The sequence below is a fragment of the Streptomyces sp. A01 genome, assembly GCF_059026195.1.
Window position 1 is genome coordinate 157,361 of record NZ_JBWLKN010000013.1, and the last position, 14,929, is coordinate 172,289.

The following is a 14,929-nucleotide window of genomic DNA, read 5'->3' on the forward strand; positions in this document are numbered from 1 at the left end:
CTCTTATGCCTCCCGCAGAAAGTGGTCGAGGACGCGGACGCCGAAGTGCAGGGCTTCCACCGGCACTCGTTCGTCCACGCCGTGAAAGAGCGCCGCGTAGTCGAAGCCCTCGGGGAGCTTCAGCGGCGAGAAGCCGTAGCCGACGACGCCGAGCCGGGAGAACTGCTTGGCGTCCGTACCGCCCGCCATGCAGTACGGCACGACGTGCCCGGCGGGGTCGAAACGCTCCACGGCGGCGCGCATCGCCGCGAACGTCGGCGAGTCCACCGGCGCCTGCAACGGCACACCCCCGTGGTGGTATTCCCAGTCGACGCCGGGCCCGGTCAGCTCGTCGAGGGTGGCGCTGAACTCCTCCTCGCCGCCTGGCAGCACCCGGCCGTCCACGAAGGCGGTCGCGCTGCCCGGGATGACGTTGACCTTGTAACCGGCGTCCAGCATCGTCGGATTGGCGCTGTTGCGCACGGTCGGCTCGACCAGCGCGGCCGCCGTGCCGAGCTGGTCGAGCAGCGCGTCCACGTCGAAGTCCTCGGCGTCCAGCTCGGCCTTGACACCGCAGAGCGCGGACAGCTCGGTCAGCGCCGCCCGGACCGTCGGCGTCAGCCGCACCGGCCACCGGTGATCGCCGATGCGGGCGACGGCCGCTGCCAGCCGGGTCACCGCGTTGTCCTTGTTGACCTTCGAGCCGTGCCCGGCCCGGCCCCGCGCGGTCAGCTTGAGCCAGGCCGTGCCCCGCTCCCCCGCGCCGATCGGATACAGCCGCTGGGTCCCCTCGGAGCCCGCTCCGGTGCCGTAGTAGGTGAAGGCACCGGATTCGCTGATGCCCTCGGTGCAGCCCGCGAACAAGTCGGCGTGCCGGTCGGCGAGGAACCCGGACCCCGCGACGGCGCTGTCCTCCTCGTCCGCGGTGAACGCGAACACGATGTCGCGGCGCGGCCGGAGCCCGGTCCGCTCCCAGGCCCTGACGACGGCGACCATCATCGCGTCCATGTTCTTCATGTCGATGGCGCCCCGGCCCCACACCACCCCGTCGCGGATCTCCCCGGAGAAGGGGTGCACGGCCCAGTCGGCGGCCTCCGCGGGTACGACGTCGAGATGGCCGTGGACGAGCAGCGCGGGCGCGCTGGGATCGGTGCCCTCGACCCTCGCGACCACGTTGGTGCGCCCCGGCGCGCCCTCAAGCAGGGCGGCCTCGACGCCCGCGTCACTGAGTCGCTCGGCGACATACTCGGCCGCGGGGCGCTCCCAGCACTCGCCGCCGCCCCGGTTGGTGGTGTCGATCCTGATCAGCTCGGAGGTGTAGCGCACCACCTCGTCGAGTGCCTGTCCGTCCAGCGGGCCGCTGTCCGTCATATCCGTCATCTGGTCCCCCGTTCAGCCATACTGCTCCTCCACCGCCGCCGACACGACGGTGGTGACCGCCTTGAAGCAGCGAATGCCCTCGTACATCGTCGGGGAGGTGTACGCCACCCGGCGCTCACCACGGCGCTCCACACCCGGCACCACGGTCGCGGCTCCCACCAGGTGTTCGGCGTCGAACTCCAGCTCCACCTCGTGCGGTCCGGCGCGCTCGGGACCGTGGCGCACGGCCAGCGACACCGCCTCACGCGCGGCGGCACGGATGTCGGCAGCCGTACGGGCCGGGGTGCGGCACACGGCGGCGTACCGCGAGACGTAGTCCTTGACCGCCACCGACCGGGCGCGGGGCGCGTAGCCCTTGGCGTCCTCGCAGGTGCGGTCGTCACCCGTGACGAGGACCACCGGCACTCCGTACTCGGCGACCACCAGCGAGTTCAGCAGGCCCTCACTGGCGCGCACACCGTCGACCCAGACTCCGGTGACGGTGTTGGCGAGATAGGTGTGCGCGAGCACGCCCTCGGTTCCCGCACCCGTGTGATACCCGACGAACGCGATGCCATGCACGTCACCGTGCTGGACGCCTTCCACCATGCTCAGGCTCTTGTGGCGGCCTGTCAGCAGCTGCGCGCGCTCATCGAGCCGCTCCAGCAGCAGGTTGCGCATCGTCCAGTGCGCCTCGTTGACGAGCACCTCGTCGGCACCGCCGTCGAGGAATCCGGTGACGGCCGCGTTCACGTCCGAGGTGAACAGCTCGCGGCAGCGCTCCCACTGCGGCGTGCCCGGCAGCACGTCGGCGGGCCAGGTCACGCCGGTGGCGCCTTCCATGTCCGCCGAGATGAGGATCTTCACCATGCACCAGTCCTATCGCAGGTGGGGTGCGGTACGCACGGGTCCTGACGCCTTTCGGCCGCACCAGTCTCACGTGCGGCGGCCGGATTCCCAACCCCCGCCGGGGCCTGGCGTCGCGCTGGGGCGGCGCACGGCACCGCCCCCTGGCGCGCCGTCCCCCGCGGTGCGCCGCTCCCTGCGACGGGTGTCGTTCGAGTGACACGGCGCGGCACACGCCGCGTTCGCGTGCCCACATGCCCGGCCCGCGCACATTCGATGCCATATTCGGCATATGTCATATTTTCCGCAGTGGTGTGGCCGTCCTTGTTCCGTCCTCGGCCTGGTGCTCGCGAGCCTGACCGTTCCGCTGGTCTCCGGCACGCTCGAGCAGGCTGACGCCCGCGCCGCGTGCACGGCCTCCACGCCGTTCACCGCGCATACGCACGGCTATCACACCTTCCGCGTTCCGGCTCTCGTACGCAGTGGCGACGCTCTGGTCGCCTTCGCCGAGGGACGCCGCACCTGGACCGCCGACCACGGTGACATCGACGTGGTCAGCAAGCGCTCCACCGACGGGGGGTGCACCTGGGGGCCGTTGCGGCGAGTGGCCGACAACGGGCGGGACACCGTCGGCAACCCCGCGCCTGTCGCCGTACCGGACACCGGGCGCGTCGTCCTGCTGACGACCCGCCAGTCGGGCCGCGTCACCCAGCACGAGATCGAGGCGGGCGTCGTGCCGTCCGCCGCCGGCCGCCGGGTCTACGCGCAACACAGCACGGACACGGGCAGGACCTGGTCGAAGCCCCGGGAGATCACCTCCGACGTCAAACGCCGCCACTGGCGGTGGTACGCCACCGGACCCGGGCACGGCATCGCCCTGACCCACCGCTACCCCGGCCGTCTCGTCGTACCCGCGAACCACACCACCGCCAGGGGGTCGGGCGCGCATCTCCTCTACAGCGACAACCGCGGCGCCACCTGGCGCCTGGGCGCCGTGGACCGGCGCAGCGACGGCGCGCTCAGGCCCGATGAGACCACCGTGGCCGAACTGCCCGACGGGCGCCTCTACCTCAACACTCGGGACCAGGGCGGCATCGATCCCGCCACGCGCGCCGACACCTACAGCACCGACGGCGGACGCACCTTCTCGGCGCCTTTCCGGCCACGGCCCGACCTCGTGGCGCCCATGGTCCAGGGCTCGCTTCTGCACGGCGCGGGCGCCGAGTGCCAGACCCTGCTGTTCTCAGCCCCCGAGGACCCCGCCATGCGGCGCCGCCTGACCATCCGGCAGAGCGCCGACAACGGCGTCACCTGGAAGAGCGGCACGGTCATCACCGGCGGCCCCTCCGGCTACTCCGACCTCGCCGTGGCGGCGCCGAAGGCCGCGGCCGTCCTCTACGAGACGGGGACGGTCACGGCCACCGAACGCATCGACTTCCGGCGTTTCCCGCTGACGTGCCCGTAGCGGCCGGTCACCGGGCGCTACGGGCCGACCGCCCCGGCGGCCTCAGTCGCCCGGCCCGAGCAGCCACCACACCGAGGGCAGCACGATCAGCGAGCCGTCGGGGGCGTGCTCCGTCGTCGTCAGCGGCAGCTCCCCGTGGGCGAGGGTCCGCAACCCGGCCGCTTCGAACAGGCCGGGCACGGTCTGGTCCGCCAGCTCGCCGGGCGCGATGCCGTGTTCGAGGACGGCGGCGAGCTTCGGCGGCGGCCCGGCGGGTCCCTGGGCCAGCGCCATCAGCACCGGCCTGGCGGCCTCGGCCAGCTCGACGACGAAGGCGTGCCCCCGGCCCCCGAGAAGCGCTCTGATGGCCTCGGTGACGCGCGGCAGGTCGTGGGCGTCGCACTGGTGCAGGACGCCGCGCAGATAGACATGGGCGTCGCCGAGTTCGTCGTGCAGCGCGCGGACGGCCGTCAGGTCGGCGGCGTCCAGCTGCCGGAAGTCGACCGTCCCGGCGGGATCGTCGGCGCGCGCCCGGCTGATCGCGGTGGGCGACAGATCCACGCCGACCACCCGGCTGAACCGGCCCGCCAGATACCGGCTCTGGGTGCCGTTGCCGCACCCGAGGTCGACGAGCGGCAGAGCGGGATCGAACAGTCGCTCGAATAGGGGCAGGTGCAGCGCGGCGGTCTGCTCGGCGGGCGCGTCCCAGAGCACGCCGCCCGGCACGGTGGGCGCGTCTCGCCAGTACTCTTCCCAGGCCCGGATGTAGCTGGTCGACTCAGTCATGGCCCAATTGCTACTGCCACAGGCTGGTGCGTACAAGGAGACGGCGCGAAGTTTCCGCACTTCGCCATCCGGCCGACGCTCTCCGGACGCCCCGTCAGTTCCGGCGAACGCGCCCCCCTTTGAGCGACCGGTCACTGACCGCCTACGACAGGGCCTGTTCGAACCAGACCGTCTTTCCGTCCGTCGTGCGGCTCGTTCCCCACTCCCGCGCCAGCCTGCTCACCACGCGCAGGCCGCGTCCGAACTCGTCCTCGGGTGTGGTGTCGAGCAGGGTGGGCAGCGTGTGGTCGTCGTCCCGCACCTCGCACAGCAGCGTGTCGGAGCGCACCAGCCGCAGCTCCACGCCCGCGCGGGCGTGCCGGACGGCGTTCGTCACGACCTCGCTCACCAGCAGCTCGGCGGTGGCCACGGCGTCGTCGAGGCCCCACCGGCACAGCCGCTCGCGCACCAGGCGCCGGGCCCGGCGCACCTCGCGCGGTTCCGCGGCGAGCCGCCATCCGGCCACATCCTCCGCCGCGATGCCGTTGAGCCGGGCCATCAGGAGCGCCACGTCGTCCTTGCGTCCGCCCTTGCCCTGGTTCAGCGATCCGGCCAGCGAGCGGATGATGGTGTCGCAGGCGGCGTCCATGGACGCCGCCGGATGCGCGGCGGACTCGCACAGCGCGGCGAGCCCGACCTCGATGTCCTCGCCCCGCACCTCCACCAGCCCGTCCGTGCACAGCACGAGCCGGTCACCGGGCTCGACGGGGATGCGCACCGTTTCGAACGGCACTCCGCCCACGCCGATCGGGGCGCCCGTCGGCAGCTTCAGCAACTCGCTGCGGCCGTCCACCGCGCGGACGAGGACCGGCGGAATGTGCCCGGCGTTGGCGAGGGCCAGCTCCCCGCCGATGGGGTCGTACACCACGTACAGGCAGGTCGCGAGGTAGTGCTCGCCGAGCCGCTGCGCGAGGTCGTCCAGGTTGCGCAGCAGCTGGGTGGGCGGCATGTCGAGTCCGGCCATGGTCTGTACGGCCGTACGCAACTGCCCCATCATCGCCGCCGAGTTCAGGCCGTGGCCCATGACGTCGCCGACGACGAGCGCGGTCCGCGACCCGGGCAGCTTGACGCTGTCGAACCAGTCGCCGCCGACCCGGCCGAGCCGGGTGCCCGGCAGATAGCGGGTCGCGGTGTCACAGCCGGCCATGCGGGGCGCGATGCGCGGCAGCATGCTGTCCTGGAGCGTCTCGGCGACGTTCTCCTGGTGGGTGTACATGCGGGCGTTGTCGAGCACGAGCCCGGCGCGGGCGGCCAGTTCGGCGCCGGTCACCCGGTCCATGTCGTTGAACTCCGGGCGCTCCTGGTGCCGGAGCAGGATCATGAAGCCCAGCACCACATCGCGTGCCTTCAACGGCACGACGAGCATCGACCGGTTGTTGATCAGCGGGCTGATGTCCCGCTTCTCGAACTGCGCCGCGATGGCGTTGCCCATCTCCTCGGAGATGCGCGGCACGAGCACCGGCTTGCCGGTCGTCATGCACTGGAAGAAGGGCGTGTGCACGGGGAACGGCATGGATTCCCCGACCGGCACCACGTCGTCCCAGCGGCCCGGCTCGTCGTTGTGCTCGACCGCCACCCGGTGCCACATGGTGGTGGCGTCCGGCGGCCCGTCGGGAAAGCCCTCGCCCGCGATGACCTGCTCGCGCAGATACGTGCCCGCGACGTCGGTGAAGCGCGGCACCACGGCCGCGCTGACCTCCTGGATGGTCCGCGACAGGTCGAGCGAGGTGCCGATGGCGCCGCTGACCTCGTTGAGGAACTCCAGCCGCTCGCGGACCGCCGCGTACTCCAGGTCCGATTCGAGTTCGGCGGCGGCGGCCTGCGCGGCCCGCGGGTCGGCCGTCTCACCGGAGGCCGCGCGCAGCAGCCTGACCCGCCGCTCGACGCGCTTGGGCACACCCCAGTCGGGGGTCACCGGCACCCGGTCGTGCTGGCTGATCTCCAGCACCGGATAGCCGAAGTCGAGGATCTGGGCGGCGATCCGGCTGTTCTCCTGCGGGCTCATGCTCGGCAGAATCTCCGGCAGCCGCCGGGCCAGCTCCGTCGCCTCGGCGAACTCGGTGTGCAGGGCGAAGCCGGGCGCGACGCGCTCGTGCCAGCCTTCGTCGCCGGTGAGCCGCCGGGCGTCGGCGGCCAGTACGAGCAGCCGTGCGGAGCCAGGGCCGACCAGCGGATAGGCCCACCACAGCACGTCTCCCGCGCCCTGTCCGGTGTCGGCCATGCGGGCGCGGCCCGCGGTGGTGTAGGCGGTCCCGCCGCTCAGTGGGGCGTCGAGGCCGGGGCCGGGCCCGGCGTAGTCGGGGCGGTCGCCGCGGCCCGCGTCCTCGGGAGCGGCGGGCCGGTCCGCGCGCCCCGCTCCGCCGTCGTGCCGCGCGGTGTCCGCCCCGTCCCGTGGGCCGCTGCCCCGCTCCGCGAGCGCGCCGGAGACCGGCATGAGATCGGCGGCGGGCGCTCCGACGGCTTCCTCGCGGGTGCAGCCGAACAACTTGCGGGCGCCGACGCTCCAGTGGGTGACCAGCCCGGCGCCGTCCACCACGACGACCGCGAGCGGTATCCGCCCGGGCGCGACCGGCCCTGGCACCCTGGCCGGTGGCACCGGGGCAGCCATGTCGTCGCCAGGCGACGCGCCGTCGTTCATAGGCGAGGTCTCCTTCGTACGCGTACGCGAGGTCTGCGCCCCCGCAACCACCGTACGGCCAGGGCGTGGCGCCGGGTGGGGCATTGAGCCAATCGGTAGTGCGCCGGGCGCACCGGGACTGACATAGCCGATCAGCGAGGTGCGCGAAGTGCCCGAGGGAGTGGCCCCGTTGGCCTCCTGAGTCCGCGCGCCCCCCGTGCGCCCGTAACGGCCCGGCGGGACCGGCCACTCCCGCGGGCCACCCTGTCCACCCCGGCCGCACCGCCGTGTGCGGTCGCCGCGCTAGCGGGTGTCCGGCGGCTCACGCGTACCCGGCACCGGGCCACGCGTGCAGCCTCCTCACGCCGCCAGGCCCAGAGGAGCACCCCTGGCACAACGCAAGGGGCACGCCCCGCCAAGGGGGCGCGGGGAACCGCGCGACCAACCACAACGCACCCGCAGCCCGCGACGCACGGACACGGACAGGCACGGGACAAGCGCGGACAGAGGGCTCGGCCCTCCCCGGCATGAACCGTCGGACACGGCCCTAATCCTCGTAGCCCAGTTGCAGGTCGCGTTCGGTCCGCCCGCCGCCCGCGACCTGGAGCACCGTGGCGACCGGCGGATATCCGGCGGCGATCACCGTGTACTCGCCCGCCGCCAGGTCGGTGAAGCGGAAGGCGCCGTCCGCCGCCGTCGTCGCGGTGGCGGTCACGTCGCCCGCCGCGTCGAGCAGCGTGACCCGTGCTTCTTCGACCGGACGACCGCCGCCCGCGCGCACCGTTCCGCGCAGCACCCCGCCGCCCGCGAGCTCGATGTCCTGCCGGGTCTCGCGTGCCGCCTGCACGGTCACCGGGAGCGCCGCGGGCCTGAAGCCGTGGGCGCTGGAGGCCAGGGTGTACTCCCCGGCGACCAACTCCGTGATCAGGTAGCCCCCTTCGTGGGCGGTGCGCGTGGAGGCGACGACCTCGCCGCGCACATCGGTGAGGGTGACCATCGCGTCGCGCACCGGGGTGCCGTCCGCCGTACGGACGCTCCCGGCCAGCCGTCCGGCGCCGCCGAGCACCACGTCCAGCTCCACCGGCCGCTCGCCGACGGTGACGCTGACCGCCTGGGGCTGGTGGCCGCCCGCAGCGGCGATCAGGACGTAGGAGCCGCTGCCCGGGGTGCTCAGCGCGTACCGCCCGTCCGCGCCCGTCGCGCCGCGACCGATCTGCCGCCCGGCGACGTCGATCACGGTCAGGGCGGCGCGCGGGACGGTGCTGCCGTCGTGGTGCACGACGGTGCCGCACACCGGGACGCCCACCAGCACGTCACCCATGTCCGGCCGGGCGCCGGCGGCCCCGTCCGCACTGGAGGGCGCGTCCGTGCGGGACGGCGCGGAGTCGTCGAGGCGCGCGGCCGGGACGGTGAGGTCTTGCTGGTCGGTGTGGGACACCAGGGGTTTCTCCTTCAGCAGCAAGGCGAGCAGGAAGCCGAGGACGAGCACCGGCACGAGGTAGAGGAAGATCCGGGGCATGGCGTCGGCGTACGCGGCGATGTAGCCGTCGCGGAGTCCGGCGGGCAACTCCCTGACGAGTTCAGGGGTGATGGAGTCGGCGTGGGGCACGGCGGTGCCGGGCAGTTCGCGCGCCACGGCGTCGGCGAGCCGGTTGGCGAAGAGGGTGCCGAAGATCGCCGCTCCGACGCTGCCGCCGATCTGCCGGAAGTAGTTGTTGGCGCTGGTCGCCGAGCCGAGGTCGGTGGGGCGTACGGAGTTCTGGACGGCGAGCACGAGGACGGGCAGCACCAGCCCGATGCCGAGGCCGAGGACTCCCATCCAGAGGCTGTAGGTCAGGCGGGTGGTGTCCTCGGTGAGGCGGGAGAGCAGCCACATGCCGATGGCGGACAGCGCGCAGCCGAGGATGGGGTAGAGCCGGTAGCGCCCGGTGCGGCTGATGAGCTGCCCTGAGGCGATGGAGGCGAAGACGACGCCGCCCATCATCGGCAGCATCAGCAGGCCGGACTCGGTGGCGCTGGCCCCGTCCACCATCTGCAAGTACGACGGGAGATAGCTGGCGGCGCCGAACAGGGCGACGCCGACGACCGCGCCGACGAGCCCGCTCACGTTGAACACCGGGTCGCGGAACAGCCGCAGCGGCATGATCGGTTCGTCCGCGAAGCGTTCCACGACGACGAACAGGGCGGCTGTGCCGAGCGCCCCGAGGCCGAGGCCGAGGATGGTCCGCGAACTCCAGGCGTGTTCCGTGCCGCCCCAGCTCGTCAGCAGCACCAGGCAGGTGGATGAGGCCGCGAGAAAGAGCGCGCCGAGGACGTCGAGCCGTACCCGCCCGGTGGGGCGTGGCAGCTTCAGGATGGGCAGGACGACGAGGAGTGTGACCAGGCCGAAGGGCACGTTGATGTAGAAGCACCACCGCCAGGAGGCGTGGTCGGTGAAGAAGCCGCCGATCAGCGGTCCCGCGACGGAGGCCAGCCCGAAGGCGGCGCCGATCAGCCCCATGTAGCGGCCGCGTTCGCGGGGCGGCACGATATCGGCCATGATCGCCTGGACGCCGATCATCAAACCGCCGCCGCCCACGCCCTGGATCGCGCGGAAGACGATCATCTCGTCCATTGTGCGGGACCACCCGGCCAGCGCCGAGCCGACGGTGAACACGACGATCGCGAAGACGAAGACGCCCTTGCGGCCGAGCAGATCGCCCAGCTTGCCGTAGACCGGCAGCACGATCGTCGAGGCGAGGAGGTAGGAGGTCACGGCCCATGACATCTGGTCCAGGCCGTGCAGTTCGCCCACGATCTTGGGCAGCGCGGTGGCGATGATGGTCTGGTCGAGTGCCGCGAGCAGCAGAGCGAGCATCAGCCCGAAGAAGACCAGCCGCACCCGGCCGGGGCTGAGCGGGACGGCCGCGAGCTCCGCCGCCGGTCCGGCCGCCTGTGCGGATGGCGCCTCGGTGGCCACCGACGCCGTGGGCGCCGCTTCCGGCACTGTCTCGGCGGCAGCGGGATCGAGTACCGCGCTGGGTTCGTCCCGCTCCGCCAGGCTGGTCCCGCCCACGTCTGCTCCCGTCGTCACGTCTGCGCCGCCGCCCATTTCTCGCATTACGCGACAACTGCGAGCAAGCGCGACGTTTCCCTGAAAGGGAGCTCCGGAGGGGGACCAACTCCGTTGCCTCAGGCGCCTGATCTGCGCTCATCCGGGAATTCCCGGCGGCGTTGGCACACGGAACGCCGCGTACAGCCGCCGGGAAGTCCACCCGAACCGGTGAGGCGGCACCACCCCGGCGGGCCCGACGGCAACAGCCAGTGGGCCTGCCCGACGGGCGGGCAAACCCTCAGCGGTACGGCGGAGTTACTTCTCGACCTCGTCGGCGAGCCGGGCGAGCACGGCGTCGTAGATCCGGCCGAGCCCCTTGGGGGCGAAGGTCCGCTCGAAGAAGCCTCCGATGCCTCCGGCGCCTTCCCAGGTGGTGGTGACGACGGCCCGCGACTTGCCCTCACCCGCCGGGGTCACGGTCCAGGTCGTGACCATCGAGGAGTTCCTGTCCTTCTCGACCAGCTGCCCGTCGGTCGGCTCCGTCACATCGAGCAGGCAGTCGCGCACCCGCTTGCTGGTGGCCTGGAGCTTCCAGTGCACCAGCGTGCCCTCGCCGTCCCCGCCCGCCCGCACCTCGTACTCGCTGAAGTGCTCGGGCAGCAGCCGCGCCCGCTTGCCGCTGTAGTCGGCAAGCGTGTCGAACACATCCTCGGCCTTCGCCGTGATGATCCGCTCCGTCGTGGCTTCGACCTGCGCCATCGCTTGTCCTCCCGGTCGTTTCGCGTGCTGTCTTGCCTGACCGGCAAGCCAACCACCTCCCGCGCACCCGCCCAAATCCGGGTTGACGACGACGGGATAGCACGTATGTTCTATTATTGAATCTGTCGGAAACTGGAGGTTCCATGCGCTGGGAGAACCTGAACCCCGAAGGAACCACGCCCGCCCTGTTCGGCACGGACAGCGTGACCCGGACTTTTGACACCCCCGAGTTCCGCGGCATCACCTTCCACGAGGTGCGGGCCCGCTCCATCGTCAACCGCGTTCCCGGCGCCTCCCGGATGCCGTTCGAGTGGACGGTCAACCCGTATCGGGGCTGTTCACACGCCTGCGTGTACTGCTTCGCACGCAAGACCCACAGCTATCTGGACCTCGACACCGGCATCGGCTTCGACTCCCAGATCGTGGTGAAGATCAACGCGCCCGAGCTGGTCAGGCGCGAGCTGGCCGCCCGCCGCTGGGGCGGCGACCACATCGCCATGGGCACCAACGTCGACTGCTACCAGCGCGCCGAAGGCCGCTACACATTGATGCCCGGCATTCTCACGGCCCTGCTGGAGCGGTCCAACCCGTTCTCCATCCTCACCAAGGGCACGCTCATCCTGCGCGATCTGGAACTGCTGCGGGAGGCCGCGGCGCGCACCGACGTCGGCGTCTCCATGTCCGTGGGATTCACCGATCCGCAGCTGTGGCGCACCGTCGAGCCCGGGGCACCCTCACCCGAGCGGCGACTCGAAGCGGTGCGCACGCTGACCGACCACGGCATTCCCTGCGGAGTGCTGATGGCGCCCGTCATCCCGTATCTCGGCGACTCCCCCGGTCAACTGCGCGCGACCGTTCGGGCGATCGCCGAGGCCGGGGCGACCTCGGTGACCCCGCTGGTGCTGCATCTGCGGCCCGGCGCCCGCGAGTGGTTCCTGTCCTGGCTCGACCACCACCATCCGCGTCTGCGGCGACGCTATGACGCGCTGTACGCGGAGGGCGCCTACGCCCCGAAGTGGTACCAGCGGCGCATCACCCGCCAAGTGCACGAACTGGCCACCGAATACGGCATAGGACCCACCGGGCCACGTGCCGCACGAGCGACGCCCGAGCCGCCGCCCGCCGGGCCCGACCCGTCCCCGGCCGCCGGAACGCAGCTGGCGCTGCTGTAGAACGGGGCCGACGGCAGCAGCGCCGCACGCACCGCGCAAGGAGTCTTCATGACAGAGCACACACACGTCATCGCGCCCGCCGGGGTCGCCCCTGGCAACGGTTACAGCCATGTCGTCTGGGGCGCGGGGAAGTTCGTCGCGATATCCGGGCAGGTCTCCATCGACGAGCACGGCGCGTTGGTGGGCGTGGACGACCCGGCGGCGCAGGCGCGCCAGGTCTTCGAGAATCTCCGCCGCTGCCTCGCCGAGGCCGGGGCGACCTTCGCCGACGTGGTCAAGATGACTTTCTACGTCACCGATGTCGCCTTCATGCCCGCCCTGCGGGCCGCCCGCGACGAGTACATCGACACCGCCCGGCCCCCGGCCTGCTCGGCGGTCCAGGTCTCGGCGCTGGTCCGGCCCGAACTGCTCGTCGAGGTCGACGCGTTCGCCGTGCTCGCCGACTGACCGCCCAGAATCTCCCGTGCGCCGTCACCCGCCTCCCCGGCGGGTGGCGGCGCGTCGTCGTACGGCACCCAGCGCCCGCGCCGCCTCGGTGGACGCGCACATCGCGGCGCACCAGCACCGCGGCTCGACATCCCTCCCGATGACCACCAAGCGAACACACAAGGGACGGTAGGCCACCAACGAAAACTGGCGAAACACCGCAATCGCGGCGGAGACGCCCGGCGGCGGCGACCGGGCGCCTCCCACCAGGCCCGACACACGCGTTCCTTCACTTCCATGGTTCAAATAAAGTTTGGTCTTGTTTGGAAAGGCGTCACCCCGAAATCACCTACCCATCCACAGACGACGCTTGCCCTGAAGCAGCACATTCCAGCCGATTCCCGACCCCCGCCTTTCCCGCCACTTCCCGACGCGCTCCCCGCACCCCGCCCCTCCCGGCCCCCGCTTCAGCCCAGGCCCCCACGGGGCGCGCCGCGCGAACCCCGATAACGCACGAAGCGACAATCAGCCATCACCCGAGCACTATTAGTGACCAAAAGCGGTCGCGAGATGTGCGATCACGGCATGCGTACGCAACACTCCACACCGTTATCTGGAAAACCAAGCAAAGGAGTGTTCGCAATGCGGAACATCGCTGGGGGAATCGCCCTGTCCGCCGCTTTGGCGGTCGGTTGCCTGGCCGCCACCACGGGGACCTCGCACGCTGAACCCCAGGGGACCACGTCGCTGTACGCACCGTCGTCTCTGGTCCTGTCCATCACCCAGGGCGAGGACACGTCGGGCACCGTCGTCCGCGCGGTAACGCTCACCTGTACTCCGAAGGCCGGTGGCGATCACCCGGCTCCGTCGAACGCCTGCGCCGAACTCCGCGCGGCGAGCGGCGACTTCACGGCGATGACCCAGCCCGAGCAGGGCCGTGCCTGCACCCGGGAGTGGGCGCCGGTGACCGTCGTGGCGCAGGGCGTGTGGGAGGGCCGCAACGTGCGGTTCTCGCACACCTTCGCCAACTCGTGCGTGCGGTCGGCCGCCAAGGGCGACCTGTTCGAGTTCTGATCCACTCGCGCACCATGAAGCGCGGCTGACGCCGCGCCGCCGCACACCAGCGGCCCCCGGACACTGTGGGGGTGTCCAGGGGCCGCTTCCGTGGCTGGTCATCCGCGAGCGCTACCGGTCGGCGGACCGCGATCGTCAGCCGATCTGCGAACCTGTCTTCTCCAGCGCCTCGGGCACCGGCTGGAAGAAGGTCTCACCACCGGCGGTGCAGTCACCGCTACCGCCCGAGGTCAGACCCAGCGCGGTGTCACCGTCGTAGAGCGAGCCGCCGCTGTCGCCGGGCTCCGCGCAGACGTCGGTCTGGATCAGGCCCTCGACCGTGCCCTCCTGGTAGTTGACCGTCGCGTTCAGCGCTTTGACGTCACCGTCGTGCACCTGCGTGGTGCTGCCGCTGCGCGTGACCTTCTGGCCGACGGTCGCCTCGCCCGCCTTGGTGATGGGCTGCGCGGCCTTGGAGTAGGTGTTCACCTCGCTGGGGTGCGGGACGTCGGCGGTGTACTTGGCGATGCCGTAGTCGTCGCCGGGGAAGCTGCTCGACTCCGTCGCGGCGACCTCGGAGCCGCCCTCCTTGTCCGACCAGCTCTTGACCGCGTTGGTGCAGTGACCCGCGGTCAGCAAGTACGCCTCGCCGCCCTTGGTGACGTTGAACCCGAGCGAGCAGCGCGAGCCGCTTCCCCAGATCGCGTCGCCACCGGCGAGGAGCGGCCGGAAGGTGCCCTTCGAACGCTTGACGGCGGACGCCCGGTCACCGAGCGAGCCGACGACCTTGTTGAGGCGCTTGAGGTCGGCGCTCTTGACCGTCCTGTCAGCGGTGACCACGACGCTGTTGGACCTCGGGTCCATCGCCCAGGACGTTCCCGGGATCGTGGCCTTGTTCTTCAGTGTGGCGCGGGCCGCGTCGAGCGAGGCCAGCGAGTGCTTGACGACCCTTGCCTCGGCACCGGCCCGGCGGACCTTGCTCGCGGCGGACTTGTCCACCACGTTGACGACAAGCCGCTGGTTCTTGGCGTCGTAGTAGGAACCGGCCGCGTTGTCGCCGAGGTCGGCGTTGATGTTCGTGGCCAGCTTGCCGGCGGCGGTGGCCGACAGGGGGTCAGGGGCTGTGGTGGGTGCCGCATTGGCGCTGTGCAGGGTCAGGGTTGCGGTGATCAGAGCCGCCACACCGGCGCCGGCGATCACGGTCCGGCGCATCGGTACGCTTGTGCGCTTCAACTCAATACCTCCAGTGGGGGGACGGGCTCGGCAGTGGGGTGTCCGAGCCCGGAGGAGGCAAGGACGCACCTCCAACAGGAAGTCGCGTCCATGCCAAGTCGCTTCGCTGAGTATTCCCAGGCACTCGCGCGGCACACAAGGTCGTGTTCAAGTCGCCACCATCGTTTGCCACCCGAGCTGCT

At 71.5% G+C, this 14,929-nt stretch carries 11 protein-coding genes; 4 read left to right on the forward strand and 7 right to left on the reverse strand.

From position 1 onward, the window contains the following. Positions 1-3: 3 nt before the first annotated feature. On the reverse strand, positions 4-1,359 hold the full coding sequence (locus AC5P1B_RS19520; RefSeq protein WP_493888574.1) for a M20/M25/M40 family metallo-hydrolase: 1,356 nt from the start codon (positions 1,357-1,359) through the stop codon (positions 4-6). Positions 1,360-1,371: 12 nt separating this feature from the next. Further along, entirely contained in the window at positions 1,372-2,205 is an 834-nt protein-coding gene (locus AC5P1B_RS19525; RefSeq protein WP_493888638.1) for a M55 family metallopeptidase, read from the reverse strand. 271 nt (positions 2,206-2,476) lie between these two features. Between AC5P1B_RS19525 and AC5P1B_RS19530 the strand changes: the two genes are divergently transcribed. Continuing rightward, the gene (locus AC5P1B_RS19530; protein ID WP_493888575.1) at positions 2,477-3,649 is read left to right on the forward strand and encodes a sialidase family protein; all 1,173 of its coding nucleotides are present in this window, start codon (positions 2,477-2,479) and stop codon (positions 3,647-3,649) included. A gap of 42 nt (positions 3,650-3,691) precedes the next feature. Here the strand turns inward: AC5P1B_RS19530 and AC5P1B_RS19535 are convergent, their stop codons facing one another. The 4 genes from AC5P1B_RS19535 to AC5P1B_RS19550 form a co-directional block, all read right to left on the reverse strand. Then, positions 3,692-4,414, reverse strand: a complete 723-nt coding sequence (locus tag AC5P1B_RS19535; RefSeq protein WP_493888576.1) for a class I SAM-dependent methyltransferase — start codon at positions 4,412-4,414, stop codon at positions 3,692-3,694. Between the two features lie 142 nt (positions 4,415-4,556). After that, positions 4,557-7,091: a SpoIIE family protein phosphatase gene (locus AC5P1B_RS19540; protein WP_493888577.1), complete on the reverse strand. Its 2,535-nt coding sequence runs from the start codon at positions 7,089-7,091 to the stop codon at positions 4,557-4,559. Positions 7,092-7,617: 526 nt separating this feature from the next. Next, complete coding sequence (locus tag AC5P1B_RS19545) at positions 7,618-10,125, reverse strand: MFS transporter (RefSeq protein WP_493888578.1); 2,508 nt, start codon at positions 10,123-10,125, stop codon at positions 7,618-7,620. Positions 10,126-10,419: 294 nt separating this feature from the next. Then, the gene (locus tag AC5P1B_RS19550; RefSeq protein ID WP_493888579.1) at positions 10,420-10,863 is read right to left on the reverse strand and encodes an SRPBCC family protein; all 444 of its coding nucleotides are present in this window, start codon (positions 10,861-10,863) and stop codon (positions 10,420-10,422) included. Between the two features lie 143 nt (positions 10,864-11,006). Between AC5P1B_RS19550 and AC5P1B_RS19555 the strand changes: the two genes are divergently transcribed. From AC5P1B_RS19555 to AC5P1B_RS19565, 3 genes are all read left to right on the forward strand, one after another. After that, positions 11,007-12,035, forward strand: coding sequence for an Rv2578c family radical SAM protein (locus AC5P1B_RS19555; RefSeq protein ID WP_493888580.1), 1,029 nt, complete (start codon positions 11,007-11,009; stop codon positions 12,033-12,035). A 48-nt stretch (positions 12,036-12,083) separates the two neighbouring features. Beyond that, on the forward strand, positions 12,084-12,482 hold the full coding sequence (locus tag AC5P1B_RS19560) for a RidA family protein (protein WP_493888581.1): 399 nt from the start codon (positions 12,084-12,086) through the stop codon (positions 12,480-12,482). 621 nt (positions 12,483-13,103) lie between these two features. Next, entirely contained in the window at positions 13,104-13,535 is a 432-nt protein-coding gene (locus tag AC5P1B_RS19565) for a subtilase-type protease inhibitor (RefSeq protein WP_493888582.1), read from the forward strand. Between the two features lie 135 nt (positions 13,536-13,670). Here AC5P1B_RS19565 and AC5P1B_RS19570 read toward each other — a convergent pair whose 3' ends face one another. Beyond that, positions 13,671-14,747: a S1 family peptidase gene (locus AC5P1B_RS19570; protein WP_493888583.1), complete on the reverse strand. Its 1,077-nt coding sequence runs from the start codon at positions 14,745-14,747 to the stop codon at positions 13,671-13,673. Between the last annotated feature and the right edge of the window lie 182 nt (positions 14,748-14,929).

Excerpts from the sequence above, each read along its gene's own strand:
- AC5P1B_RS19530 (WP_493888575.1), top strand. The coding sequence starts at position 2,477 with ATGTCATATTTTCCGCAGTGGTGTGGCCGTCCTTGTTCCGTCCTCGGC.
- AC5P1B_RS19540 (WP_493888577.1), bottom strand. The coding sequence starts at position 7,091 with ATGAACGACGGCGCGTCGCCTGGCGACGACATGGCTGCCCCGGTGCCA.
- AC5P1B_RS19520 (WP_493888574.1), bottom strand. The coding sequence starts at position 1,359 with ATGACGGATATGACGGACAGCGGCCCGCTGGACGGACAGGCACTCGAC.
- AC5P1B_RS19565 (WP_493888582.1), top strand. The coding sequence starts at position 13,104 with ATGCGGAACATCGCTGGGGGAATCGCCCTGTCCGCCGCTTTGGCGGTC.
- AC5P1B_RS19560 (WP_493888581.1), top strand. The coding sequence starts at position 12,084 with ATGACAGAGCACACACACGTCATCGCGCCCGCCGGGGTCGCCCCTGGC.
- AC5P1B_RS19550 (WP_493888579.1), bottom strand. The coding sequence starts at position 10,863 with ATGGCGCAGGTCGAAGCCACGACGGAGCGGATCATCACGGCGAAGGCC.
- AC5P1B_RS19555 (WP_493888580.1), top strand. The coding sequence starts at position 11,007 with ATGCGCTGGGAGAACCTGAACCCCGAAGGAACCACGCCCGCCCTGTTC.
- AC5P1B_RS19535 (WP_493888576.1), bottom strand. The coding sequence starts at position 4,414 with ATGACTGAGTCGACCAGCTACATCCGGGCCTGGGAAGAGTACTGGCGA.